This is a genomic window from Leifsonia sp. PS1209 (assembly GCF_012317045.1).
Classification (GTDB): Bacteria; Actinomycetota; Actinomycetes; order Actinomycetales; family Microbacteriaceae; genus Leifsonia.
Genome location: NZ_CP051154.1, coordinates 993190 through 1018295 on the forward strand (window position 1 = coordinate 993190; position 25106 = coordinate 1018295).

25 protein-coding genes are annotated in these 25106 nt (G+C 67.9%); 13 read left to right on the forward strand and 12 right to left on the reverse strand.

Annotation, left to right across the window (positions count from 1 at the left end; translation table 11 throughout):
- Positions 1-5 precede the first annotated feature (5 nt).
- A complete protein-coding gene (locus HF024_RS04805; RefSeq protein ID WP_085369189.1) occupies positions 6-782 on the forward strand; it encodes an MIP/aquaporin family protein in 777 nt (258 codons plus the stop codon).
- A 69-nt stretch (positions 783-851) separates the two neighbouring features.
- On the forward strand, positions 852-2372 hold the full coding sequence (gene glpK / locus HF024_RS04810) for a glycerol kinase GlpK (RefSeq protein WP_085369188.1): 1521 nt from the start codon (positions 852-854) through the stop codon (positions 2370-2372).
- 68 nt (positions 2373-2440) lie between these two features.
- On the opposite strand, the gene HF024_RS04815 is transcribed toward glpK, so the two are convergent.
- The 11 genes from HF024_RS04815 to HF024_RS04865 form a co-directional block, all read right to left on the reverse strand.
- Complete coding sequence (locus tag HF024_RS04815) at positions 2441-3175, reverse strand: HAD family hydrolase (protein ID WP_085369187.1); 735 nt, start codon at positions 3173-3175, stop codon at positions 2441-2443.
- Complete coding sequence (locus HF024_RS04820) at positions 3172-3795, reverse strand: GNAT family N-acetyltransferase (protein ID WP_085369186.1); 624 nt, start codon at positions 3793-3795, stop codon at positions 3172-3174. The genes HF024_RS04815 and HF024_RS04820 overlap by 4 nt, the downstream gene beginning before the upstream one ends.
- Before the next feature lie 9 nt (positions 3796-3804).
- Positions 3805-4815, reverse strand: a complete 1011-nt coding sequence (gene trpS / locus HF024_RS04825) for a tryptophan--tRNA ligase (protein ID WP_085369185.1) — start codon at positions 4813-4815, stop codon at positions 3805-3807.
- Positions 4816-4849: 34 nt separating this feature from the next.
- Entirely contained in the window at positions 4850-5686 is an 837-nt protein-coding gene (locus HF024_RS04830) for an exodeoxyribonuclease III (protein WP_168688835.1), read from the reverse strand.
- A gap of 9 nt (positions 5687-5695) precedes the next feature.
- Positions 5696-6934: a YihY/virulence factor BrkB family protein gene (locus HF024_RS04835; protein WP_085369183.1), complete on the reverse strand. Its 1239-nt coding sequence runs from the start codon at positions 6932-6934 to the stop codon at positions 5696-5698.
- 86 nt (positions 6935-7020) lie between these two features.
- Positions 7021-7782: a succinate dehydrogenase iron-sulfur subunit gene (locus HF024_RS04840; RefSeq protein WP_085369182.1), complete on the reverse strand. Its 762-nt coding sequence runs from the start codon at positions 7780-7782 to the stop codon at positions 7021-7023.
- Positions 7782-9584: a succinate dehydrogenase flavoprotein subunit gene (gene sdhA / locus HF024_RS04845; RefSeq protein ID WP_085369181.1), complete on the reverse strand. Its 1803-nt coding sequence runs from the start codon at positions 9582-9584 to the stop codon at positions 7782-7784. Before sdhA ends, HF024_RS04840 begins: the two co-directional genes overlap by 1 nt.
- Before the next feature lie 32 nt (positions 9585-9616).
- On the reverse strand, positions 9617-10063 hold the full coding sequence (locus HF024_RS04850; protein WP_085369180.1) for a succinate dehydrogenase hydrophobic membrane anchor subunit: 447 nt from the start codon (positions 10061-10063) through the stop codon (positions 9617-9619).
- A gap of 2 nt (positions 10064-10065) precedes the next feature.
- Positions 10066-10482: a succinate dehydrogenase, cytochrome b556 subunit gene (gene sdhC, locus HF024_RS04855; RefSeq protein ID WP_085369253.1), complete on the reverse strand. Its 417-nt coding sequence runs from the start codon at positions 10480-10482 to the stop codon at positions 10066-10068.
- A 132-nt stretch (positions 10483-10614) separates the two neighbouring features.
- Positions 10615-11907 (reverse strand): alpha/beta hydrolase-fold protein, encoded by a 1293-nt coding sequence (locus HF024_RS04860; RefSeq protein ID WP_168688836.1) that lies wholly within the window; start codon positions 11905-11907, stop codon positions 10615-10617.
- An 86-nt stretch (positions 11908-11993) separates the two neighbouring features.
- Positions 11994-13118 (reverse strand): mannose-1-phosphate guanylyltransferase, encoded by a 1125-nt coding sequence (locus HF024_RS04865; RefSeq protein WP_168688837.1) that lies wholly within the window; start codon positions 13116-13118, stop codon positions 11994-11996.
- Positions 13119-13192: 74 nt separating this feature from the next.
- Here HF024_RS04865 and HF024_RS04870 point away from each other — a divergent pair, with 74 nt between their 5' ends.
- From HF024_RS04870 to HF024_RS04920, 11 genes are all read left to right on the forward strand, one after another.
- Positions 13193-14347, forward strand: coding sequence for a glycosyltransferase family 1 protein (locus HF024_RS04870; protein WP_168688838.1), 1155 nt, complete (start codon positions 13193-13195; stop codon positions 14345-14347).
- Between the two features lie 54 nt (positions 14348-14401).
- A complete protein-coding gene (locus HF024_RS04875) occupies positions 14402-15535 on the forward strand; it encodes a magnesium and cobalt transport protein CorA (protein ID WP_085369176.1) in 1134 nt (377 codons plus the stop codon).
- Positions 15536-15714: 179 nt separating this feature from the next.
- Positions 15715-16797 carry a BMP family ABC transporter substrate-binding protein gene (locus HF024_RS04880; RefSeq protein ID WP_168688839.1) on the forward strand — a complete coding sequence of 361 codons (1083 nt, stop codon included), beginning with the start codon at positions 15715-15717 and terminating at the stop codon, positions 16795-16797.
- Between the two features lie 190 nt (positions 16798-16987).
- A complete protein-coding gene (locus HF024_RS04885; RefSeq protein WP_168688840.1) occupies positions 16988-18508 on the forward strand; it encodes an ABC transporter ATP-binding protein in 1521 nt (506 codons plus the stop codon).
- Positions 18505-19788: an ABC transporter permease gene (locus HF024_RS04890; protein WP_085369174.1), complete on the forward strand. Its 1284-nt coding sequence runs from the start codon at positions 18505-18507 to the stop codon at positions 19786-19788. The genes HF024_RS04885 and HF024_RS04890 overlap by 4 nt, the downstream gene beginning before the upstream one ends.
- A gap of 26 nt (positions 19789-19814) precedes the next feature.
- A complete protein-coding gene (locus HF024_RS04895) occupies positions 19815-21107 on the forward strand; it encodes an ABC transporter permease (protein ID WP_247597409.1) in 1293 nt (430 codons plus the stop codon).
- The gene (locus HF024_RS04900) at positions 21104-21526 is read left to right on the forward strand and encodes a cytidine deaminase (protein WP_168688841.1); all 423 of its coding nucleotides are present in this window, start codon (positions 21104-21106) and stop codon (positions 21524-21526) included. The genes HF024_RS04895 and HF024_RS04900 overlap by 4 nt, the downstream gene beginning before the upstream one ends.
- A gap of 10 nt (positions 21527-21536) precedes the next feature.
- Positions 21537-22847, forward strand: a complete 1311-nt coding sequence (locus tag HF024_RS04905) for a thymidine phosphorylase (protein ID WP_168688842.1) — start codon at positions 21537-21539, stop codon at positions 22845-22847.
- Between the two features lie 33 nt (positions 22848-22880).
- The gene (locus tag HF024_RS04910) at positions 22881-24002 is read left to right on the forward strand and encodes an adenosine deaminase (RefSeq protein ID WP_168688843.1); all 1122 of its coding nucleotides are present in this window, start codon (positions 22881-22883) and stop codon (positions 24000-24002) included.
- A gap of 24 nt (positions 24003-24026) precedes the next feature.
- Positions 24027-24485, forward strand: a complete 459-nt coding sequence (locus HF024_RS04915; protein ID WP_085369169.1) for a PTS sugar transporter subunit IIA — start codon at positions 24027-24029, stop codon at positions 24483-24485.
- Complete coding sequence (locus HF024_RS04920) at positions 24485-24757, forward strand: PTS sugar transporter subunit IIB (protein ID WP_085369168.1); 273 nt, start codon at positions 24485-24487, stop codon at positions 24755-24757. Before HF024_RS04915 ends, HF024_RS04920 begins: the two co-directional genes overlap by 1 nt.
- A gap of 21 nt (positions 24758-24778) precedes the next feature.
- Here HF024_RS04920 and HF024_RS04925 read toward each other — a convergent pair whose 3' ends face one another.
- Positions 24779-25090: a helix-turn-helix transcriptional regulator gene (locus HF024_RS04925; protein WP_085369167.1), complete on the reverse strand. Its 312-nt coding sequence runs from the start codon at positions 25088-25090 to the stop codon at positions 24779-24781.
- Positions 25091-25106: the final 16 nt, after the last annotated feature.

Below are 25106 nucleotides of genomic sequence, written 5' to 3' on the forward strand. Positions count from 1 at the left end.
TCAACGTGGACAATATCGGTGTAGATTTCCTGTCGGAGTTGGTGGGCACGGCGATGCTCGTCCTCCTCGGTACCGGCGTCGTGGCGAACGTCGCACTCATCAAGAACAAGGGCTTCAACGGCGGGTTCCTGATGGTGAACATCGGCTGGGGCCTCGCGGTCTTCGCTGGTGTGATCGTTTCCTACAACTCCGGCGCCCATCTGAACCCCGCTGTGACGCTCGGACTTGTCGCCAACGGCGCCAAGGCCTTCGGCTCCGCCGCCGCGCACACGCTGGTTCCGGTGAACTTCGGTGTCGTGGCCTTGTACATCCTGGCTCAGCTGATCGGTGCCATCATCGGCGCCGTCCTGACCTGGCTGGCGTACAAGAAGCACTTCGACGAGGAGCCTGAGCCCGCCAACAAGCTCGGCGTCTTCTCGACCGGCCCGGCGATCCGCAGCTACGCGTGGAACCTCGTGACGGAGATCATCGGCACCTTCGTGCTGGTGTTCGTGGTGATCGCGTTCGGTCACCAGCCCGGCCAGGCCGCCGGTCTCGCCGCCCTCGGTGCTCTGCCCGTCGCCCTCCTGGTGATCGGCATCGGCGCCAGCCTCGGTGGCCCGACCGGATACGCCATCAACCCTGCCCGTGACCTCGGTCCGCGCATCGCGCACGCGATCCTGCCGATCAAGGGCAAGGGCTCGAGCGACTGGTCGTACTCCTGGGTTCCCGTCGTCGGCCCGATCATCGGCGGTCTCCTCGCCGGCTGGCTCGGCATCATCCTGCTCCCCATCCTCAAGTAATACCCGCGGGCCGATCCGGAAACGGATCGGCCCGCGTCAGTCCCACCCCCCAAAACAAAGGAGTTACCTATGGCCGAGTACGTTGTCGCCATCGATCAGGGCACGACCAGTACCCGTGCGATCATCTTCGACAAGTCCGGGTCGATCGTCTCGACCGGTCAGCTGGAGCACGAGCAGATCTTCCCGAAGGCCGGCTGGGTCGAGCACAACCCCGTCGAGATCTGGAACAACACCCGCGAGGTGATCGGCCAGGCTCTGTCGAAGGCGGACCTCACCCGTCACGACATCGCTGCTGTCGGCATCACCAACCAGCGCGAGACCGCGGTGGTCTGGGACAAGAACACCGGCGAGCCCGTCTACAACGCCATCGTCTGGCAGGACACCCGCACGCAGCCGATCGTGGACCGCCTGGCGGCCGACGGCGGCGTCGAGCGCTTCAAGCCGATCGTCGGCCTTCCGCTGGCGACCTACTTCTCCGGCACCAAGATCGTCTGGATCCTGGAGAACGTCGAAGGCGCACGCGAGCGCGCGGAGGCCGGGGACCTGCTCTTCGGCACCACGGACTCGTGGGTGCTCTGGAACCTGACCGGCGGCCCGGACGGCGGTGTGCACGCCACCGACGTGACGAACGCCTCCCGCACCCTGTTCATGGACCTCGAGACGCTCAGCTGGCGCGACGACATCCTCGAGGTGTTCGGCGTCCCGAAGTCGATGCTCCCGGAGATTAAGAGCTCGTCCGAGGTCTACGGCCAGGTCGAGCCGTCCAGCCTGCTCCGCGAGGTGCCGGTCGCCGGCATCCTCGGCGACCAGCAGGCGGCCACGTTCGGCCAGGCCGCGTTCGACACCGGCGAGTCCAAGAACACCTACGGCACGGGCAACTTCCTCATCTTCAACACGGGTGAGGAGATCGTCCACTCGAAGAACGGTCTGCTGACGACGCTGGGCTACAAGCTCGGCGACGCGAAGCCGCACTACGCCCTCGAGGGTTCCATCGCCGTCACCGGTTCGCTGGTGCAGTGGCTGCGCGACAACCTGGGCATCATCTCGAGCGCCCCGGAGATCGAGGAGCTGGCGAAGACGGTCGAGGACAACGGCGGAGCGTACTTCGTTCCGGCGTTCTCCGGTCTGTTCGCGCCGTACTGGCGGTCGGATGCGCGTGGTGCGCTCGTCGGCCTCACCCGGTACGTCAACAAGGGACACATCGCCCGCGCCGCCCTGGAGGCCACGGCCTTCCAGACCCGCGAGGTGCTGGATGCGGTCAACGCGGACTCCGGCGTGGACCTCACCGAGCTCAAGGTGGACGGCGGCATGATCGCCAACAACACCCTGATGCAGTTCCAGGCCGACATCCTCGGCGTCCCCGTCATCCGCCCGGTCGTCGCGGAGACGACCGCGCTGGGTGCCGCGTACGCCGCCGGTCTCGCGACGGGCTTCTGGGAGAACCTGGACGACCTGCGCAAGAACTGGCAGGAGGACAGCCGCTGGGAGCCGAAGATGGATGCGGACGAGCGCGACCGTCAGCTCCGCCTCTGGAAGAAGGCCGTCACGAAGACCTTCGACTGGGTCGACGAAGACGTGCAGAACGCCTAGTCAGCACCACCACGACGAACGCCGCCCGGCTCAGCCGGGCGGCGTTCTCGCGTTCAGGGGCGTTCAGTTCAGGGGGCGAGCAGCGCCGGCAGCTCGGCGAGCGACCGGATGCGCAGCACACCGGCCGCCGTAGCATCCGCAGCGTCCTCCAGCGTCTGCGCATCGCCGGTGCGGTCGAGCCAGACCCCGGTGAGGCCGGCGCGGGCGGCGCCGATCGCGTCGGTGCGCAGGCGGTCGCCGATGTACGCGGCGTCGGACGGCACGACACCGAAGACCTCGCAGGCGTGCAGGAAGATGGCCGGGTCCGGTTTCACGACGCCGAGTTCCCCGGACGCGATCACGTGCTCGACCCGCTGGTCGAGGGCCACGGTCGTCACCTTGCGCGTCTGGAACGCCAGGTCGCCGTTGGTGATGAGCCCGAACCGCACGCCGGGGATGCGCCCGGTCAGCGCATCCAGGCACGGGAGCGCGTCGTCGTGCAGCGCCCAGCTCTCCACGTAGTGCTCGAAGTACGTCGCGAACCACACGCTCGCCGCGGCGTCGTCGAGGGCGACGCCGTGGCGGGCGGCGAAGTCGCGGGCGCGCGCCTGACGCTGCCCCTCGAAGTCGAGCTGCCCGGCGAGGTAGGAGTGGTAGTGCGTCTCCTCCAGCTGGTGCCAGTACGCGACCGTCGTGGCCGCATCCAGGGCGCCGTACGGCTCTCCGAGCGCGGCGACGTGCCGCTGGATGCCGCGGGCGACGGCAGCCCGGTGGGCGAACAGTGTGTCGTCCAGGTCGAACAGCACGACGGACGGAGCGGTCACGAGCCGTCCGCGTGAACGTAGGTGGCGTCCGGCCAGTCGCCCGCCTGCTCGCGCGGGTCGTCCGGCAGCAGGGCGGCCTGCCAGTCGTCGAGCCTGGCGCCGCGCTGGATGCCTCCCGCACGTCGAGTGCCCTCGAACCGGAACCCGGCGCGCCGGGCGACGGATGCGCTGGCGGCGTTGCCGACGAACGCCCGCCACACCAGCCGCGCGAGGCCGAGGCCGCCGGGGGCCGCCGCGAGCGCGTGATCGACCACGAGCGAGACGGCGGCGCTCATGAGGCCGCGCCCCCTGGCCTCCGGCGCCAGCCAGAAGCCGATCTCGCCCTCACCGTGGTGGATGTCGTCCACCCCGATCATGCCCATCAGTGGGCCGTCCGCCGTTTCGCGGATCGCCCAGGTGCACGAGCTGCCCGCTGTCCACCCCCCAGGGACGATGTCGAGCACGAACGTCTCCGCGTCGCCCCGCGTGTACGGAGAGGGCACCGTCGTCCAGTGCGCGATCGCCGGGTCGGAGCACAGCTCGGCCACCCGGTCGATGTCGGAGGCGCCGGGCACGGAGAGCACGACGCGTGAGCCCGTCAGGACGACGGGCTCACGCGAGTTCGTCTCTGCGCTCGTCACGGGGATCCCTCAGCGTGCTCGGCGCAGGAAGCCGACGCGGTCGTAGACGGTCGCCAGGGTGGCCTCGGCGATCTCTTCCGCCCGCTCGGCGTTCCTGGCCAGGATGCGGTCGAGCTCTGCCGGGTCGGCGAGCAGGTCGAGAGCGCGCTCGCGGATCGGCGAGAACGTCTCGACGACCACCTCGGCCAGCCCCTTCTTGAAGTCTCCGTAGCCCTTGCCGTCGTACTCCACCTCGATGGACTCGATGCTCCGGCCGGAGAGCGAGGAGTAGATCGTCAGCAGGTTGGAGATGCCCGGCTTGCCGTCGCGGTCGAAGGACACGACGCCGTCGGTGTCCGTCACAGCGCGCATGATCTTCTTCTGCGTGACCTTCGGCTCGTCGAGCAGCCACACCACCCCGGCGTGCGACTCCGCGGACTTCGACATCTTGGCCGTCGGGTTCTGCAGGTCGTAGATGCGGGCGCTCTCCTTGAGGATCATCGCCTGCGGCACGACGAACGTCTCCCCGAACCGGCTGTTGAAGCGCTCGGCCAGATCGCGGGTGAGCTCGACGTGCTGGCGCTGGTCGTCGCCGACCGGCACGACCTCTGCACCGTAGAGCAGGATGTCCGCGGCCATCAGCACCGGGTAGGCGAACAGCCCGACCGAGGTGGCCTCCGCGCCCTGCTTGGCCGACTTGTCCTTGAACTGGGTCATCCGCGACGCCTCACCGAAGCCGGTGATCGTGTTGAGCACCCAGGCGAGCTCCGCGTGGGCGGGGACGTGCGACTGCACGTACAGGGTGGATGCGGACGGGTCGATGCCGGCCGCGATGTACTGCGCGGCCGTCCTGCGGGTCTTCTCGCGCAGTTCCGCCGGCTCCTGCGACACCGTGATGGCGTGCATGTCGACGACGGAGAAGAAGGCGTCGTGTGTGGTCTGCAGTTCTTTCCACTGCAGCAGAGCGCCGATGTAGTTGCCGAGCTGCAGGGAGTCTGCAGACGGCTGCATGCCCGAATAGAGGCGGGGGAGTGTTGTCATGGTGTGTCCTTGAAAGCTCAGTATGGGAGGCGGGTCAGATGGCGTAGTCGACGACCACGGGAGTGTGGTCGGACCATCGCTCGTCGTACGCCTCTGCGCGGTCGACCGCGTAGTGCTTCACCGTGGCCGCCAGCGCCGGGGTCGCCAGCTGGTAGTCGATGCGCCAGCCAGTGTCGTTGTCGAACGCCTGCCCGCGCCACGACCACCAGGTGTACGGTCCGTCGACCTCTCCTGCCCACTTGCGCCCGACGTCGACCCAGCCGAGGCCGCCGCCCGCGTTGTAGGCGTCGTCGCCCTCCGCGCCGATGAAGCGGTCGAAGTACGCGCGCTCCTCGGGGAGGAAGCCGGCGCGCTTGACGTTGCCCTTCCAATTGCGGATGTCGAGCGTGCGGTGCCCGACGTTGAGGTCGCCGAGCACGACCGCGTACTCGCTGTGCTTCTGCAGCTCGGGGAGGCGGGCCTCCATCGCATCCAGGAATTTGTACTTCTCGACCTGCTTGGGGGAGTCCGCCTCACCGGAGTGGACGTAGGTGCTCACCACCGTGATGATCGTGCCGCCCACCTCGTAGTCCGCTTCGAGCCAGCGCCCAGCGCTGTCGAAGTCTTCTGCTCCGAGCTCCACCCGGTGGATGGATGCGCGGTGCCTGCTCGCGATCGCGACCCCGGCCCTGCCCTTGGCCGTCGCAGGGTCGTGCAGGATGTCCCACTCCTCGCCGAGCAGCGCCTGGATGTCTTCCGTGGAGGCGCGCACCTCCTGGATGGCGAGGATGTCGACGTCGCGCGTGTCGAGCCACGCTCCCATGCCCTTGCGGAAGGCGGCGCGGATGCCGTTGGTGTTGATCGTGGCGATACGCACGGGCTTCGAAGGCATGGATCAAGCCTACCGGGGACGACCGACGGTCCCCTCGTCGAGCACGTCGTTGAGCTCGTTCTGGGCGCGTTCGACCGCCCGCTGCGCTCGCAGCCGCCCGAGCCATTTCGCGGAGGCGAGCTCCCGCTTCGCCTGCTCCAGCTCCGCCTTGGCGACGACGACGCGCGCGCTGTGCTCCTCCGCCGCCTTCTCCGCCGCCGCCTGCTCGGGGGTGACCATGCGCGGGGAGAGGCCCCTGTCGAACATCCCGACGGCGATCCAGGATGCGGACAGCAGCATCACCCGCGAGACGAAGTTGAACCAGATCAGCAGACCGATGAACACGGCGAAGGTCGCCAGCAGCGGGTTCTTTGTGGCGCCGTTGAAGAACACCCCGGCGAGGGTGCTCAGGCCGGCCAGCGTCAGGCTGCCGAGCAGGGTGCCGAAGAAGAGGTTGCGCCACGGCACGGCCACCCGGGCGAGCACCCGGAACATCGCCCCGAGCGTGACGATGTTGAGCAGCACGGAGACGAACAGCCCGGAGACCCTGGCCACGAAGTTGGTCCAGAACGTGTCGCTCAGTCCGACCAGGTCGAGCACGAAGGTAAGTGCCTCGGTGCTGACGATGGTGAGCACCGCCGAGATCAGCAGCACGACGCCGAACATCAGCGCGAGGCCGAGGTCGCGGATCTTCTGCAGCACATAGTTGGTGGTGTCACGGGAGAGACCGAATACCGCGCGGACGGCCTGCCTGGTGTAGTACAGCCAGCCGATGGCGGTCCAGATCAGGCCGATGGCGGCGATGATGCCCGTCCAGCCGAACGAGGTCGCGCCCTCCAGCTGCGACAGCTGGATGGCGCCGGGATGGCCGTTCACCGCGATGAGGCCGGGGATGGCGCGGTTGATCACGTCGGTCAGCGCTTTCAGAACATCCGGGTTGCTTGTCAGCCAGATGCCTGCCACCGAGAACGCCACCCAGATCGCGGCGAACACTGCGAACAGGGACTGGTAGCCCATCCCGGCGGCGCGCAGGTTGCCATCGCTGTACGAGAAGTTCATGTAGACCCGGTACGGCCGCAGCGCCTTCACCCACTTGGCCCAGATGGTGACCCGCGCGACCGGCCGTTCGAGCCGCTCGCGGAGCGGTTCGGTCGCCTCGGTGATCCGGTCCTTCAGCGACTCGGACTCCGGCTCGATCGTGCCCTCCGCGCGCTGCAGTGCCCGGTCGGGACGCACAGGCGCGACGTCCCGCTTCGACTTCTTGGCCACGGTGTCAGCTTATCGACCGCCAGATACCAAGAACTGCGCGATCTCCGGGTGGAAATCGCGCAGTTCGTGGTGTTTCGTGCTGGTGCTTAGGGCTTGCCTCGCATGATGGCCTGCTTGACCTCGGCGATGGCCTGCGTCACCTGGATGCCACGCGGGCAGGCGTCGGTGCAGTTGAAGGTGGTGCGGCAGCGCCACACGCCTTCCTTGTCGTTGAGGATGTCGAGACGCACCTGCGCGTTGTCGTCGCGGGAGTCGAAGATGAAGCGGTGCGCGTTGACGATCGCGGCGGGGCCGAAGTACTGGCCGTCGGTCCAGAACACCGGGCAGGACGAGGTGCACGCCGCGCACAGGATGCACTTGGTCGTGTCGTCGAAGCGCGCGCGGTCCGCGACGGACTGGATGCGCTCCTTGTCCTTCGGGGGAGTGCTGTTCGCGACGAGGAAGGGCTGCACCTCGCGGTAGGAGGCGAAGAACGGCTCCATGTCGACGATGAGGTCCTTCTCGAGCGGCAGGCCCTTGATCGCCTCGACGTAGATCGGCTTCGAGATGTCGAGGTCTTTGATCAGCGTCTTGCAGGCGAGGCGGTTGCGGCCGTTGATGCGCATGGCGTCCGACCCGCAGATGCCGTGCGCGCAGGAGCGGCGGAAGGTCAGCGACCCGTCCTGCTCCCACTTGATCTTGTGCAGCGCGTCCAGGATGCGGTCGGTCGGGAACATCTCGACGTCGAAGTCCTGCCAGCGCGGCTCCGTGTCCACATCCGGGTCGAAACGCCGGATGATCAGGGTCACGGTGAACGACTGGATCGGCGCCTCAGGTGCGGGCGGAGTCTCGAGCACGGCGTTCGACATCAGTACTTCCTCTCCATCGGCTGGTAGTTGGTCACGACGACCGGCTTCCAGTCGAGACGAATGTGGTCGGCGGCGTCGGACGAGTGGGGGTCGCCCGACAGGTAGGCCATGGTGTGCTTCATGTAGTTCTCGTCGTCGCGCTTCGGGTAGTCGTCGCGCATGTGGCCGCCGCGGCTCTCCTGGCGGTTGCGGGCCGAGAAGACGACGACCTCGGCGAGGTCGAGCAGGAAGCCCAGCTCGACGGCCTCGAGCAGGTCGGTGTTGAACCGCTTGCCCTTGTCCTGCACGACGATATTGCGGTACCGGTCGCGCAGCTCGTGGATGGTCTGGGTGACCTTCGCGAGGGACTCATCGGTGCGGAACACCTGAGCGTTCTTGTCCATCTCGTCCTGCAGCTCCTTGCGGATGGCTGCGATGCGCTCGGTGCCGGTTCCGTTGCGGAGACCGTCGATCATGTCGCGGACGGCCTTGGCCGGGTCGGCGGGGAGCGGGACGGCGGTGGCGGTCTTGACGTACTCGACCGCGTTGTTGCCCGCGCGCTTGCCGAACACGTTGATGTCGAGGAGCGAGTTGGTGCCCAGACGGTTGGAGCCGTGCACGGACACGCAGGCGCACTCGCCGGCGGCGTAGAGGCCGGGGACGACGGTGGTGTTGTCGCGGAGGACCTCGGCCGCCGTGTTGGTCGGGATGCCGCCCATCGCGTAGTGCGCCGTCGGCATCACGGGGACCGGCTCGACGACGGGGTCGACGCCCAGGTATGTGCGGGCGAACTCGGTGATGTCCGGGAGCTTGGTCTCCAGGACCTCTGCGCCCAGGTGGGTGCAGTCGAGGAGCACGTAGTCCTTGTGCGGACCGGCGCCGCGGCCCTCCGCCACCTCCTGGACCATGCAGCGGGCGACGATGTCGCGCGGCGCGAGGTCTTTGATGGTGGGGGCGTAGCGCTCCATGAAGCGCTCACCGCTGGCGTTGCGGAGGATCGCGCCCTCACCGCGCGCACCCTCGGTGAGGAGGATGCCGAGCCCGGCAAGGCCGGTCGGGTGGAACTGGAAGAACTCCATGTCTTCCAGCGGGAGCTTCTTGCGCCAGATGATGCCGACGCCGTCACCCGTGAGGGTGTGGGCGTTGGAGGTGGTCTTGTAGATCTTGCCGAATCCGCCGGTCGCGAAGATGATCGCCTTCGAGTGGAAGACGTGCAGCTCACCGGTGGCCAGCTCGTACGCGACGACGCCGGCGGGCTGGTCGACCCCGTCCACCTCGTTCATGATCACGTCGAGGACGTAGAACTCGTTGAAGAAGTTGATGCCGAGCTTGACGCAGTTCTGGAACAGCGTCTGCAGGATCATGTGGCCGGTGCGGTCCGCCGCGTAGCAGGCGCGGCGCACAGGGGCCTTGCCGTGGTCGCGGGTGTGACCGCCGAAGCGGCGCTGGTCGATCTTGCCCTCTGGTGTCCTGTTGAACGGCAGGCCCATGTTCTCGAGGTCGATGACCGCGTCGATGGCCTCCTTGGCGAGGATCTCCGCCGCGTCCTGGTCGACGAGGTAGTCGCCGCCCTTGACGGTGTCGAAGGTGTGCCACTCCCAGCTGTCCTCCTCCACGTTCGCCAGCGCAGCGGCCATGCCGCCCTGCGCGGCTCCCGTGTGGGAGCGGGTGGGGTAGAGCTTCGAGATCACCGCGGTCCTGGCGTGCGGTCCGGCTTCGATGGCGGCGCGCATCCCCGCCCCGCCTGCTCCGACGATGACGATGTCGAACTCGTGATAGTGGACGCCGTCGATGACGGTCGATTCAGAGGTTTCAGTTGTCACAGCGTTTTCCGTAGTCGTTGGCTACTAGGTGATTACTTGACCGGGCAGAACGACGGCAGAAGATCGGCCGGAGCGCCTGCAGGGCACGGTTCGAAGGTGAAGATCACGAGGGTTCCGAGGACGACCAGCACCACGACGGCTGCCAGGATGGCGCCCTTCAGGATGCGGTTGACCACACGGTTGTGCGAGTAGTCGTTGACCAGGGTGCGCATCCCGTTGCCGCCGTGGATCATCGCGAGCCAGAGCATCAGCAGGTCCCAGACCTGCCAGAACGGGGTGGCGTACTTGCCGCCGATGAAGGCGAAGTCGATCTGCTTGACGCCCTCGCCCATGACGAGGTTCACGAACAGGTGCCCGAAGATGAGGACGATCAGCAGCACGCCGGACGCGCGCATGTAGATCCAGCCCCACTTCTCCCAGTTGACGCCCTTCTTGCGGGCGGGACGGGACGGGGTGCGGGGAGCTTCGATGGTCGTCATGGTCAGTGCCCCTCTCCGAAGATGTGGATGAGCTGCACCGGGACGAAGCCGGCCATCAGCACCACCCAGAGCACGATGACGGTCCAGAACATGACCTTCTGGTACTTGACGCCCTTGCTCCAGAAGTCGATGAGGATGATCCGGATGCCGTTGAAGGCGTGGAAGACGATGGCCGCGACCAGGGCGATCTCACCGAGTCCCATGATGGGGTTCTTGTACGTCCCGATCACCGCGTTGTACGCCTCGGGGCTGACCCGGATGAGCGAGGTGTCGAGGATGTGCACGAGGAGGAAGAAGAAGATGGCGACGCCCGTGATGCGGTGCAGCACCCACGACCACATTCCCTCTCGGCCCCGGTACAGTGTCCCGCCCGGCCTGTTCTTGGTCGGCTGCAGGGTTCCTGCCGCTTGATCTGGCACGAACAACCCTCCCTGGTTGTGGTCGCTTGCTGACGCGCTGGAGCGCTGCACCAGTCTATGCCGCACGGCTGTTCCACGCTGCTTAGGCGTGCCTAAGTGTCTCGACGTCGAGACAAATCGGCTCGCATCGGCTCAGGAGGGTGCGGCGAGTCCGAGAACCGGATAGAGCACCCGGAAGCCCTCTTGCAGGCCTCCGGTGAGCGCCTTCTGCACGTGGCCGCCGTTGTGCACCTCGTGGTAGTCGACGTTCATCCCGACCTGCCTGGCCGCTGCGGCGACCCGGAGGGCGACGGGCCGGTACATCGCGTCGTCCGAGCCCACCGTGAAGACGGCGGTGGTGTGCCGGAAGTCCTTGCCGCGCATGAGCCGCAGCGGCTTCTGGTCCTCGTAGGCGTCCCTGTCGCCGCCGAAGACGTCGTGCAGCACGGCCGCCTCGTGGTCGGAGCCGGGGAACTCTTCGCCGGAGATGTCGATCAGGTTGCTGAACAGGTCCGGACGCTTGACCGCGATCGAGAGGGCGCACTGCCCGCCGTTGGAATAGCCGGCGATGGTCCAGAACCGGCGGTCGTGGGTGATGTTCAGGTGCTTCTGCGCCCAGTCGACGACATCCTGGGTGAGGAAGGTCTGCGCCTTGCCGAACCGCTTCGTGTCGAGGCACAGCGGATCCTTGAGGGGGTCGCCGAGCTGGTCGGCGACGATCACGATGGGCGCGAGCCCGCCGTGCTTCGCCGCGATCGGGTCGAGCACCGCCGCCGCCTGGTACGGGTCCGGGTTGCCCGGCTGGCCCATCAGCATCACGACGAGGGGGAGCGGAGGCGGGTTCTTCACGAGCGCCGCCGGCGGGAGGTAGATGCCGGCGGGACGGGAGGGGAAGCCCGATCCGGTGTTCGGGATGACCTGGCTCCCGGTCTTGCCGTGCTCGGGAAGGTCGGCAGGGGGCGTCCAGTGCTTCCAGAGCTGCGTGTCGTACCCGGATGCCGCCGTCGGAGGAGTGAGCCGGATGGGCTTGTCCGTCGAGATGGAGAGCAGGTTGCCGAGCGTGCGATTGATCCCGTATGTCGCGTTGACCGCTAGCGTCCCCGCCGCGATGAACACCGGGATGCACGCCACCGCCACGATCTTCCGCCACCGGGGCGACCGCCACAGGTTCGCCACGGCCAGCGCCACCGCACAGCAGGTCGCGGTGATCCACGCGTAGTTCACCAGGCCGAGCGATGTGCCGAAGAGGTCGAGCCAGCGCACGGCGACCAGCCAGATGCCCACGGAGACCACGAGTCCGGCCGCGACGGCGGAGAGGGCGGTGACCAGCCAGCGCGCCGTCGGACGGCGCACCAGCAGGAACGTGACGGCGACGCCCGCGAGCGCGAGCACGGCGACGATGACAGGGCCATCGACGACATCGGTCGTCAGCAGCGCGTCGAACATTGAATCCACCCCCGGCTGCCTGTCGGGATCTTCGGGTGCGCGACAGGTGCCGGACGGAACGCTAGCGCATCCGGATGGCTGCGCCCTTACAACACGTCGCTGGAACCGGTGAGCTTCAGCGCGTCCACGACGGCCTTCACGCGCTGGGCGTTCTCGCTCGTGGTGACGAGCAGTGCATCCGGGGTGTCGACGACCACGATGTCCTTCACGCCGATGAGGCTGATCACCCGGCCGGACTGGCTGACCACGATGCCGCTCGACGCGTCGGAGAGCACGCGGGCGTTCTCTCCGAGGATCGCGAGGTCGGACTTGCGACCGCCCGAGTTGAGTTTGGCGAGAGATGCGAAGTCTCCGACGTCGTCCCAGTCGAAGTAGCCGGGGATCACCGAGAGCACGCCGCGGCTGGCCGCCGGCTCCGCCACCGCGTAGTCGATGGCGATCTTCTCGAGACCGGGCCAGATGCGGTCGACGGCCGGCCCGCGGGTGGCAGGGTCGTCCCAGGCCTCTGCGAGCTCGAGCAACCCGGCGAGCAGTTCGGGCTTGGAGCGGCCGATCTCCTCGAGCAGGCGGTCGGCGCGGGAGATGAACATGCTGGCGTTCCAGAGGTACGCGCCGCTCGCGAGGTAGCCCTCCGCCGTCTCCAGGTCGGGCTTCTCCACGAACTCGGTCACCGAGATGGCGCTCGGCGCCCCGTCGATGGCGAGGCCGTCCCCGGTGCGGATGTAGCCGAAGCCGACGGCAGGCTCGGTGGGCCGGATGCCGATGGTGGTGATGTACCCCGCGTCCGCGGAGGCGATGGCCTCGCGGACGGCAGCGCCGAACAGCGGCTGGTTCTTGATGACGTGGTCGGCCGCGAACGAGCCGATGATCACGCCGGGCTCCCGCCGCTCCAGGATGGCGGCGGCGAGGCCGATGGCCGCGGTGGAGTCGCGCGGCTCGGACTCGAGCACCACGTTGTGGTCGGCCAGGGTGGGCAGCTGCGCCTCGACGGCCGCGCGGTGCGCGCGCCCGGTGACCACCATGATCCGCTGCTCGCCGGAGAGCGGGGAGAGCCGGTCCCAGGTGTCGCGCAGCAGGGTCTGTCCCGAGCCTGTGAGGTCGTGCAGGAACTTCGGCGCGTCCGCCCGGGAGAGCGGCCAGAGCCTGGAGCCGATGCCGCCCGCCGGGATCACTGCGTAGAAGCGATCGAGCGCGCTGGAGGTATGTGCCATATCGAAAGGATACCGAGCCCTCCCGGACACGAGCCGTTCACGCCGGGGTCACCCGCCCTGCCTAGCCTGGCGGCATGCGCGTAGCGGTGGTCAGCGAGAGCTTCCTCCCCACAGTGAACGGGGTGACCACGAGCGTCCTCCGGGTGCTCGACCATCTGGCGGACGCCGGGCACGAGGCGATCGTGGTGTGCCCGGATGCGGGAGCGCCGGCCGAGTACGCCGGGTTCCGCATCCACCAGGTGCCGTCCGTGGCGTACCGCCAGTTCCCCGTCGGGCTGCCGAGCCCGCAGGTGCAACGCATCCTGGCCAGGTTCGAGCCGGATGTGCTGCACGCGGCATCCCCGTTCCTGCTCGGCGCGCAGGCCATCGCGGCGGCGAACAGGCTGGCCGTGCCGTCCGTCGCCGTCTACCAGACCGACGTCGCCGGGTTCGCCCGCCGCAACGGGCTCGGGATGACCTCGGCCATCGCCTGGAAGTACGTGCGCTGGGTGCACGACGGGGCGGACCTCACCCTCGTGCCGTCCGCGGCGTCCGAGTACGACCTGCGCACCGCGGGCGTGCGGACGCTCGCACGCTGGGGGCGCGGCGTCGACCTGGAGCGATACCACCCCAACAACAGGAGGACGCCGGCCGCCATCGCACTGCGCGACCAGCTGTCCCCGGACGGCGAGCTCGTCGTCGGCTACGTCGGCCGCATCGCACCGGAGAAGCAGGTGGAGCGGCTGAGGGCGCTTCGCGGCATCCCGGGCCTGCACCTCGCGATCGTCGGCGACGGCCCCGCCCGAGCGGCGGTGTCCCGCGAACTGCGCGGGATGCCCGTGACCTGGCTGGGCAGGCTCGGCGGCGCCGACCTCTCCGCGGCGTATGCGAGTTTCGACATCTTCGCGCACACCGGGACGGAGGAGACGTTCGGGCAGACGATCCAGGAGGCGCACGCCTCCGGCGTCCCGGTGGTGGCGCCGCGGGCGGGAGGGCCGATCGATCTGGTCGAGCACGGCGTCGACGGCCTGCTCGTGCAGCCATCGGACGACAGGGCGCTGCGCGCGGCGGTCGGCATGCTCGCCGCCGACGCACCGTTGCGGTTCCGGATGGGCGAGGCAGGCAGGCGGGCCGTGCTCGGACGGAGCTGGGACGCCGTCTGCAGCGAGCTCGTCGCGCACTACGGAAGCGTCATCTCAGGGGCGCGCACGCGCGTCCAGCGTGGCGGCAGACAGCGCGCGTACAGTTAGGTGGCCCTGCGAGCAGGACCGGTCCACCCGTACGCTCCACTCCGGAGGTGACTCATGGCCTCGAACACCAATCGACGCGGCATCCCGATGCCCTTCGTCTCTCGCTCCCGCCGGGTCGACCCTCCCTCCGACGAGTCGGTGGAGCAGAATCCGCCCCGGCAGCCGCGCCCGAGCATGGTCGACAGCGCGATCTACTCGAACGGCCACCGGGTGGCCTCTCCGCAGAGCCTGGCCGAGACGTACCGCGCGCTCGACGCGACGGAGGACGGCGTGGCCTGGATCGGTCTCTACCGGCCGACCGCCGAGGAGCTGATGTCGCTCGCCGACGAGTTCGGCCTGCACCAGCTGGCCATCGAGGACGCGATCGTCGCCCACCAGCGTCCCAAGCTGGAGCGCTACGACACCGTGCTGTTCGTCGTGCTCAAGGCGGCCAACTACCTGGACGTGCCGGAGGAGGTCGACTTCGGCGAGCTGCACCTCTTCGTCGGCCCGAACTTCGTCATCACGGTGCGCCACAGCGAGTCGCCCGACCTCTCGCACGTGCGCCAGCGCATGGAGAGGGAGCCGGAACTGCTCGCCCTCGGCACGCAGGCCATCCTCTACGCGATCATCGACGCGGTGGTGGATGCGTACAGCCCGGTCGTCGCCGGCCTCGCCAACGACATCGACGAGATCGAGACGCAGGTGTTCGGGCGGGACGCACTGGTGTCCCGGCGCATCTACGAGCTGTCGCGCGAGGTCATCGACTTCCAGAGGGCCACGCATCCACTGACGGCGGTGATGGATGCGCTGGAGCACGGGTCGTCGAAGTACGGCGTCACCCAGGAGCTGCAGCGCGGGCTGCGCGACGTTGCAGACCACCTCACGGTGGTCAACGAGCGGGTCGACGGCTTCCGGCAACTGCTGCGCGACATCCTCACCGTGAACTCGACCCTCGTCTCCGAACGGCAGAACGAGGAAATGACGAGACTCGCGCACTCCACGCACCGGCAGGGTGAGGAGGTCAAGCGCATCTCGTCCTGGGCGGCGATCCTCTTCGCGCCGTCGCTGGTCGCCGGCGTGTACGGGATGAACTTCACGCATATGCCCGAACTCGACTGGACGTTCGGCTACCCGCTGGCGATCCTGGCCATGCTCGGGCTGAGCGGACTCCTCTACTTCGTGTTCAAGAAGCGCGGGTGGCTGTAGACGGGGGACACGCGATGGGGGCCAGGATGCTCAAATGAGCAGGTGCCAAACAGGCGTGCGTTTGTAACGCTTGCATGAAGAAGCCGGATATTCGAACGGAGCAGTTCGTCACATTCGGTAACGTGAACAGCAAATGGCCTCCTTCACCCGCGGAGGCCTGCATCTTGGAGGACACCACCTTGACAATCACAGCCCGTAAGGCCGGAGTGCTCGGCCTGGTAGCGGTCGGCGTCATGTCGATGCTGGCCGCGTGTTCGGCTGCCCCGTCGGACACCTCGACCACCGGAGCAGCGAAGAGCGACTTCCTGCCCTGCATGGTCTCCGACGCCGGCGGATTCGACGACAAGTCGTTCAACGAGACCAGCTACAACGGCATGGTCAGCGCGACGAAGAGCCTCGGCATCAGCTACAAGAAGGCCGAGTCGAAGAACGCGAACGACTACAGCCCGAACATCCAGAGCATGGTCGACCAGAACTGCAACCTGATCATCTCGGTCGGGTTCAACCTGAAGGACGCCACCGAGAAGGCCGCCAAGGCCAACTCGGACATCGACTTCGCCACGGTCGACGACAACGAGATCACGGCGGACAACGTGCGCCCGATCATCTTCGACACCGCTCAGGCCGCCTTCCTCGGCGGATACGCGGCGGCCAGCTACTCGAAGTCCGGCATCGTCGGCACGTTCGGTGGCATGCAGTTCCCGACCGTCACGATCTTCATGGACGGCTTCGCGGACGGCGTCGCGTACTACAACCAGCAGAAGGGCAAGTCCGTCAAGGTCGTCGGCTGGGACGTCAAGGCTCAGAACGGTGCCTTCACCGGTGGCTTCGACGCCAACGACACCGCCAAGACCACGGCTCAGGGCATCATCGACCAGGGCGCTGACGTGATCATGCCCGTCGGCGGCCCGATCTACCAGTCGGCAGCGCAGGCGATCAAGGACTCCGGCAAGGACATCGCGATGGTCGGCGTCGACACCGACGTCTTCATCTCGGACCCGTCGGTCAAGGACATCCTGCTCACCTCGGTGATGAAGGGTCTCGACACCGCGACCGCGTCCGTCGTCAAGGACGCGGCGAAGGGCAACTTCACCAACACGCCGTACGTCGGAACGCTGAAGAACGACGGCGTCGGCCTGGCCCCCTTCCACAACTTCGAGTCGAAGGTGGACAAGGGCCTGCAGGGCGAGCTGGACAAGATCAAGGCCGGCATCATCGACGGCTCGATCACGGTCGAGTCGCCGTCGTCGCCCAAGGCGTAACAGCGACATCGCACTATCGGGGAGGTCAGCTCGCGCTGGCCTCCCCGTCTTTTGGCCCTTGTCACTGCTGCTCAACTGAGCACACACTGACATATGTGCAAAAGGTAGGGTGAAGACGCGCAACGAGGCCCATCCGCCGTTTCGCGCGTCATCGCTCCACCCGGGCGAGTAGAGAAGGAACCCCACCCGAATGAAGCTCGAACTTCGCGGCATCACCAAACGGTTCGGTGCCCTGGTCGCCAACGACCACATCGACCTCACGGTCGAACCAGGCGAGATCCACTGTCTGCTCGGCGAGAACGGCGCAGGCAAGTCCACCCTGATGAACGTCCTGTACGGCCTCTACCAGGCCGACGAAGGCGAGATCCTGCTGGACGACGTCGTCCAGCACTTCGCCGGACCGGGCGACGCGATGAAGGCCGGCATCGGCATGGTGCACCAGCACTTCATGCTGATCCCCGTGTTCACGGTCGCCGAGAACGTCATGCTCGGCCACGAGGAGACCGGGTTCGCCGGGCGCCTCGATCTCAGCGCCGCCCGCAAGCGGGTGCGCGAGATCTCGGACCGCTTCGGCTTCGACGTCGACCCGGATGCACTGATCGAGGACCTGCCCGTCGGCGTCCAGCAGCGCGTCGAGATCATCAAGGCGCTGTCCCAGAACGCGAAGGTGCTCGTGTTCGACGAGCCGACCGCCGTGCTCACCCCGCAGGAGACCGACGAGCTGATGGCGATCATGCGCCAGCTCAAGGAGCAGGGAACGGCCATCGTCTTCATCACCCACAAGCTGCGCGAGGTGCGCGAGGTCGCGGACCGGATCACGGTCATCCGCCTCGGCAAGGTCGTCGGCGAGACCGAGCCGACCGCCACGAACACCGAGATGGCGTCGATGATGGTCGGCCGCGCCGTCGAGCTGACCGTCCACAAGGAGCCGGCGACGCCGGGCGCTCCCGCCCTCATCGTCCGCGACCTGTCGGTGATCGACCCGATCGGGCAACTCGTCGTGAACAACGTCAGCTTCGACGTCAAGGCGGGCGAGATCCTCGCCATCGCCGGAGTGCAGGGCAACGGCCAGACCGAGCTCACCGAGGCGATCCTCGGCCTGCAGCCGCGCGTCGAGGGCACGATCGAGCTGGACGGCAAGCACATCCAGGGCCACAGCGTCCGCCGGGTGCTCGACGCCGGTGTCGGCTTCGTTCCGGAGGACCGCAACGAGGACGGCCTGGTCGGCGAGTTCACCATCGCGGAGAACCTGATGCTCGACCGCTCGAACGGCGAGCCGTTCGTCAAGGGAGGCAACCTGCAGCTCGGCTACCGCACCGAGTTCGCCGAGGACAAGATCAAGGAGTTCGACGTGCGCGCTCAGGGCGTCGACACCAAGGTTGGCAAGCTCTCCGGCGGCAACGCGCAGAAGGTCGTCCTCGCCCGCGAGCTGAGCCGCGACCTCAGCCTGTTCGTCGCCGCTCAGCCGACGCGCGGCCTGGACGTCGGATCCATCGAGTTCGTGCACAAGCGCATCGTCGCGACACGGGATGCCGGCATCCCCGTCATCGTCGTCTCGACCGAGCTCGACGAGGTCGCGGCCCTCGCCGACCGGATCGCCGTGATGTACCGCGGGGGAATCGTAGGAATCGTGCCGGGCAACACCTCGCGTGCCGTGCTCGGCCTCATGATGGCCGGCGAGCTGCCGGCGGATGTGGAGCTCGCAGCATGAGCCAGACCGCCCAGGCCCCCGAACCCACCAAGGGTCCGGAGCCGACGAAGGCCCCGGCCGTCGAGCCGCCGTCCCGCTGGCAGGTCGCTCTGCGCGACATCGCGGGTGGAAGCGTGGTCATCTCGATCCTCGCCGTCGTCATCGCCCTGGTGATCGGCGCCATCCTGATCGCGGTCACCGACCCGAACGTGCAGAAGGCGTCCGGCTACTTCTTCGCCCGCCCGGGCGACACCTTCGGGGCCATCTGGCACTCGGTGTCGAGCGCCTACGTCTCCCTGTTCCAGGGCTCGATCTACAACTTCCGCCGTCCGTCGTTCGCGGCGGGCATCCGGCCCCTGACCGAGACGCTCACCTTCGCCACGCCGCTGATCGCCGGTGGCCTCGGTGTCGCCCTCGCCTTCCGCGTTGGCATGTTCAACATCGGTGGCCGCGGCCAGATGCTGATCGCCGCGGGCGCAGCAGGCTGGGTCGGCTGGTCGTTCAACCTCCCTCCCGTGCTGCACCTGGTGCTGGCCATCGCAGCCGGTATCGCCGGTGGAGCGATCTGGGGCGGCATCGCCGGTCTGCTCAAGGCGCGGACCGGTGCGCACGAGGTGATCGTCACGATCATGCTCAACTACATCGCCTTCTACCTGCTGGCGTACTTCCTCCGCACACCCGGCCTCTTCCAGATGGCCGGATCGAGCAACCCGAAGTCGCCTCCGGTGAAGCCGAACGCCATCCTGCCCCCGCTGTTCGGCAACCAGTACAACCTCACCTGGGCTTTCGTCATCGTCATCGCGCTGACCGTCTTCGTGTGGTGGCTGCTCAACCGTTCGGCGATGGGCTTCCGGTTCAAGGCGGTCGGTGAGAACCCGAACGCCGCCCGCGTCGCCGGCATCGACGTCAAGAACGTCTACTTCGTCGCCATGCTGATCGCAGGTGGCCTCGTCGGCTTCGCCGGTGTGAACCAGGCGCTCGGCACCTTCCCGCAGGGCATCACCTCCGACCTGGATGCCGGCATCGGCTTCGACGCGATCACCGTCGCGCTGCTCGGCCGCTCCCGGCCGTGGGGCACGTTCATCGCGGGACTGCTGTTCGGCGCTCTGAAGGCGGGAAGCTTCGCGATGCAGGCGGCCAACGACATCCCGATCGACATCGTGCTCGTCGTGCAGTCGCTCATCGTGCTGTTCATCGCGGCCCCGCCGCTCGTGCGGGCGATCTTCCGCCTGCCCACCCCGGGCGTCGCGTCCAAGAAGTCCCCCCTTCCCGTCGTCAGCAAGGAGGTGGCAGCGAAGTGAGCACCGTCACCGAGACCCAGCCAGGCATCCCGTCGAGTGACCAGATCGTCCTCGAGCGCACCCAGATCAAGAGCTGGAAGGCGCCGATCGCGCTCGGCGTCTTCGCCCTGCTCGCCATCGTGCTCTTCGTGTTCCTGCCCAGGCAGGGGGAGAGCAGCTTCCGGTTCGCCGACCCTGGCGACTTCTTCGCCATCCCGCTGCTGACCGTGCCGACGCAGGCGACGAGCATCGTCTGCGCCATCCTGTGCGCGATCCTGGCCGTCGGCGCGTACTTCTACATCGCCTCCGGCCGCAAGGTGCCGATCTGGTACGCCATCGTGTTCGCGCTGGTGTTCATGTTCGGGTTCCTCACCTGGGCGGCCGCCGGCCACACCGTGCCGTTCACCGGCCTGCTGCTCGGCAGCGTGAGCCTCTCCGTGCCCCTGGTGTTCGGCGCGCTGGGCGGCGTCATCTCCGAGCGCGCCGGTGTCGTGAACGTGGCGATCGAGGGCCAGCTGCTCGCCGGGGCGTTCGTCTCCGCGTTCATCGCCTCCGTGGCGCAGCACGTCTGGCACCTGCCGGTCGTCGCAGCGCTCATCATCGGGATGCTGTCGGCGATGCTCGCCGGTGTGCTGGTGTCGTTCGTGCTCGCGGCCTTCGCGATCAAGTACCTGGTGGAGCAGGTGATCGTGGGTGTCGTGCTGAACGTGCTCGTCACCGGACTCACGAGCTTCCTCTTCTCCACCGTGCTGTCCAACGACATCCCCGTTCTGAACAACCCTCCGCGGTTCGAGCGCCTCCCGATCCCGCTGCTCAGCGAGATCCCGGTGATCGGCCCCGTGCTGTTCAAGCAGACGATCATCGTCTACCTGATGTACATCGCGGTGTTCCTGGTCTGGTTCGGGCTGTTCAAGACCCGCTGGGGTCTGCGCGTCCGCGCCGTCGGCGAGCACCCGAAGGCGGCGGACACCGTCGGCATCAACGTCAACGGCACCCGGTTCTGGAACGTGTCGCTCGCGGGAGCCGTGGCCGGCCTCGGCGGGGCGTACTTCACGCTCGCGTCCGTCGGCGCGTTCGGCAAAGAGATGACGAACGGCGCGGGCTTCATCGCTCTCGCGGCCGTCATCTTCGGGCGCTGGGACCCCATCCGGGCCACCCTGGCCGCCCTGCTGTTCGGCTTCGCGTCGTACCTGCAGACCACGCTCGGGATCATCGGAGCTCCGGTGCCCAGCGAGTTCATGCTGATGCTGCCGTACGTGGTGACGATCTTCGCGGTCGCCGGCCTCGTCGGCATCTCCCGCGCCCCAGCGGCCGACGGCAAGCCGTACATCAAATCATGAGTGCGGAAGACGCCGTCGACTGGGACGCGCTCCGTGCCGCGGCCAGAGAGGCGATGACGCACGCGTACATCCCGTACTCGAAGTTCGCGGTCGGCGCTGCTGCACTGGTCGACGACGGCCGGATCGTGTCCGGCTGCAACGTCGAGAACGCCAGCTACGGCGTGACCCTGTGCGCAGAGTGCGGACTCGTCTCCGCGCTGCACATGTCCGGCGGAGGCCACCTGGTGGCGTTCACCTGCGTGGACGGCGACGGGAACGTGCTGATGCCGTGCGGGCGCTGCCGCCAGCTGCTCTACGAGCACTCGGCGGAGGGCATGGTGCTCGAGACCGTCTCCGGTTTCCGCACCATCGACGAGGTGCTGCCGGATGCGTTCGGCCCCCGCCAGCTGACCGAGTACGCCGCAGCGCACAACCACTGAGAGAGCACACATGAGCGAGACCGCAGGCACGGTCGAGGCGTTCGACGCCGTCGACCTCATCCACACCAAGCGCGACAGCGGTGAGCTGTCGACGCCGCAGATCGACTGGCTGATCGACGCGTACACCCGCGGCTACGTCGGCGACGAGCAGATGGCGGCCATGACGATGGCGATCTTCCTGAACGGGATGACCCGCCGCGAGATCAAAGACCTCACCATGGCCATGATCGCCTCCGGCGAGCGGATGAGCTTCGAGGGCCTCGGCAAGCCGACCACGGACAAGCACTCCACCGGCGGCGTCGGGGACAAGATCACCCTGCCGCTGATGCCGCTCGTCGCGACGTTCGGCGCAGCGGTGCCGCAGCTGTCCGGGCGTGGGCTCGGGCACACGGGAGGCACGCTCGACAAGCTGGAGAGCATCCCGGGCTGGCGGGCCAACCTGACCAATCAGGAGATGTTCGACCAGCTGCGGGATGTGGGCGGCGTGATCTGTGCCGCGGGCTCGGGCCTCGCTCCCGCCGACGGCAAGCTGTACGCGCTGCGCGACATCACCGGCACAGTCGAGGCCATCCCGCTGATCGCGTCGTCGATCATGAGCAAGAAGATCGCGGAGGGCACCGGCGCGCTCGTGCTGGACGTGAAATTCGGCTCCGGTGCGTTCCTCAAGGACATCGAGAAGTCGCGCGAGCTGGCGCGCACGATGGTCGACCTCGGGCGGGACGCCGGCGTCGCGACCTCTGCGCTGCTCACCAACATGAACGTGCCCCTCGGCTTCGCCATCGGCAACGCCAACGAGGTGCGCGAATCCGTCGAGGTCCTGGCGGGTGGAGGACCGGCGGACGTCGTCGAGCTGACCATCGAGCTGGCGCGCGAGATGCTCGCACTCGCAGGCAAGACCGACGTGGATGTCGAGGCAGCCCTCAAGGACGGCCGCGCGATGGACAAGTGGCGCGAGACCATCCGCGCGCAGGGTGGAGACCCGGACGCTCCTCTTCCGGTCGCCAAGGAGACGCACACGGTCGTCGCCGACCGCGACGGCGTGCTGGTCGAGCAGCAGGCGCTGCCGTTCGGCATCGCGGCCTGGCGCCTCGGCGCAGGACGCGCCCGCAAGCAGGACCCCGTGCAGCACGCCGCGGGCGTCGACCTGCACGCGAAGCCGGGGGACACCGTCCGCGCCGGCGACCCGCTGTTCACGCTCTCCGCCGACGAGCCGGCCCGCTTCGAGCGCGCGCTCGAAGCTCTCGACGGCGCGTACCGCATCGGCGACGCCGGCGAGCCCGTGCTCACCGGCGGCCCGCTCATCGCGGACCGCATCTCCTGAACCGGCCACCATCGCTGAGATAGATTGAAGGACATGAGTAAAGAAGCAGACGGCGGGTACAGGCTCAGCGACGGCACGAGCATCCGGGAGTTGCCGAAGGTGTCGTTGCACGACCACCTCGACGGCGGGCTGCGCCCGTCGACCGTGATCGAGCTTGGTGCAGAGATCGGCCTCGAGCTGCCGACCTCCGACGCGGGCGACCTGGCGAGCTGGTTCGGCGAGAAGTCGAACTCCGGTTCCCTCGTCGAGTACCTCAAGACCTTCGACCTCACCACCGCCGTCATGCAGACGAAGGAGGGGCTCAGTCGCGTCGCGCGCGAGTTCGTCCAGGATCTCGGTGAGGACGGCGTCGTCTACGGGGAGGTCCGCTGGGCGCCCGAGCAGCACCTCGGCCGCGGCCTCAGCCTCGACGAGACCGTCGAAGCCGTGCAGGACGGCATCGAGCAGGGCATCGACGACGTCCGCTCGACCGGCAAGCGCATCCGGGTCGGCCAGCTGGTCACTGCGATGCGTCACGCCGACCGCGGGCTGGAGATCGCCGAGCTGGCCGTCCGCCACCGCGACAACGGCGTCGTCGGCTTCGACATCGCCGGTGCGGAGGCCGGGTTCCTTCCCGCGCGTCACCGCGACGCGTTCGACTACCTCGCCGCCCAGTTCTTCCCGACCACCGTGCACGCCGGAGAGGCCGACGGGTTGGAGAGCATCAAGAGCGCTCTGATCGACGGCCGCGCCCTGCGCCTCGGACACGGCGTGCGCATCGCGGAGGACATCACCATCGAGCGCCAGGACGACGAGAACACCTACGTCACCCTCGGATCGCTCGCCCAGTGGGTGAAGGACCGCGAGATCGCGCTGGAGACCAGCCCGACCTCCAACCTGCAGACCGGCGCCATCGCCGCGTGGGGCGACGACATCCTCGACCACCCGTTCGACCTGCTCTACCAGCTCGGCTTCCGGGTGACGGTGAACACCGACAACCGCCTGATGAGCGGCACGTCGCTGACCCGCGAGCTGAGCATCCTGGCCGACGCGTTCGCCTACGACCGCACCGACCTCGAAGTGTTCCAGCTGAACGCCGCAGGCTCCGCCTTCCTGCCCCTGGAGGAACGCGAAGAGCTCGCCGACATCATCACAGCGGGTTTCGAGGGTTCGTAACCCGCGGGAAGCTACGCTTGAGCCATGCCACTGCCACCGTTGCCCGATTCCGCCATCACCATCGGAGCTCACGCCTCCGACTGGCGTGAGGCGGTCGAGCTGGCAGGGGCGGCTCTCGCCGCTTCCGGTGCGACGCAGGAGAGCTACGCGGAGCGGATGATCCAGGTCATCGATGAGTTCGGCGCATACATCGTGATCGCGCCGGGGCTCGCTCTCGCGCACGCCCGTCCTGGGCCGGATGTGCTGGCGGACGGCCTCTCGGTCGTCACCCTGGCCGACCCGGTCGTCTTCGGGCACCCCCACAACGACCCGGTCTCTGTGGTCATCGGCCTCGCCGTGTCGTCGCCGGAGGCGCACGTGACGAGCGTGGCCCAGCTGGCCAACGTGTTCAACGATCCGGAGTCGATCCCCGCCCTCGCGGCGGCTCAGGATGCCGCGGACGTGCAGCGCATCATGGCCGCGAGCGAGCAGGGCGCCGCCTGATGAAGATCGTCGCCATCTGCGGGGCGGGCATCGGCACGTCCGGCATCCTCAAGGTCAACGCGGAGCGCGTGCTGAAGCGGCTCGACATCGACGCGGACGTGACCGCGTCCGACATCGCCGGGCTCGCGAGCGCCGCGTCGAACGCGCAGGTCATCCTGACCTCGCCGGAGCTGGTCGACAAGATCGGCCAGACCAACGCGGACATCGTGGTGGTCGACAACTACTTCGACCTGGACGAGCTCGAACAGAAGCTCGACGAAGCGCTCGGCTGAGCTGCGTCTCTGTCGAGGCGGTCAGGCGTCCGCGGCGACCAGCGCGTCCACCAGCCCGGGGAACCGCGCGTCGAGCTCGGCCCTGCGCAGCTGGATGGCGTGGGTGCGCCCGTCGACGATCGTCAGGGTGACGCCCGCCTCGCGCAGCGCCTTGAAGTGGTGGGACAGCGTGGACTTCTGCACGTCGAAGCCCCATTCGGTCGCGGCCTTGGCGTGCGGTTGCCCGTCGGCGAGCACGCGCACGATCTGCAACCGGATGGGGTCGGCGACGGCGCGCAGCACGTCGACGAGTTCGACATCCTCGATGGCGGGAGCCGGGTAATCCGCCGACATGAGACCGCCCTTCGAA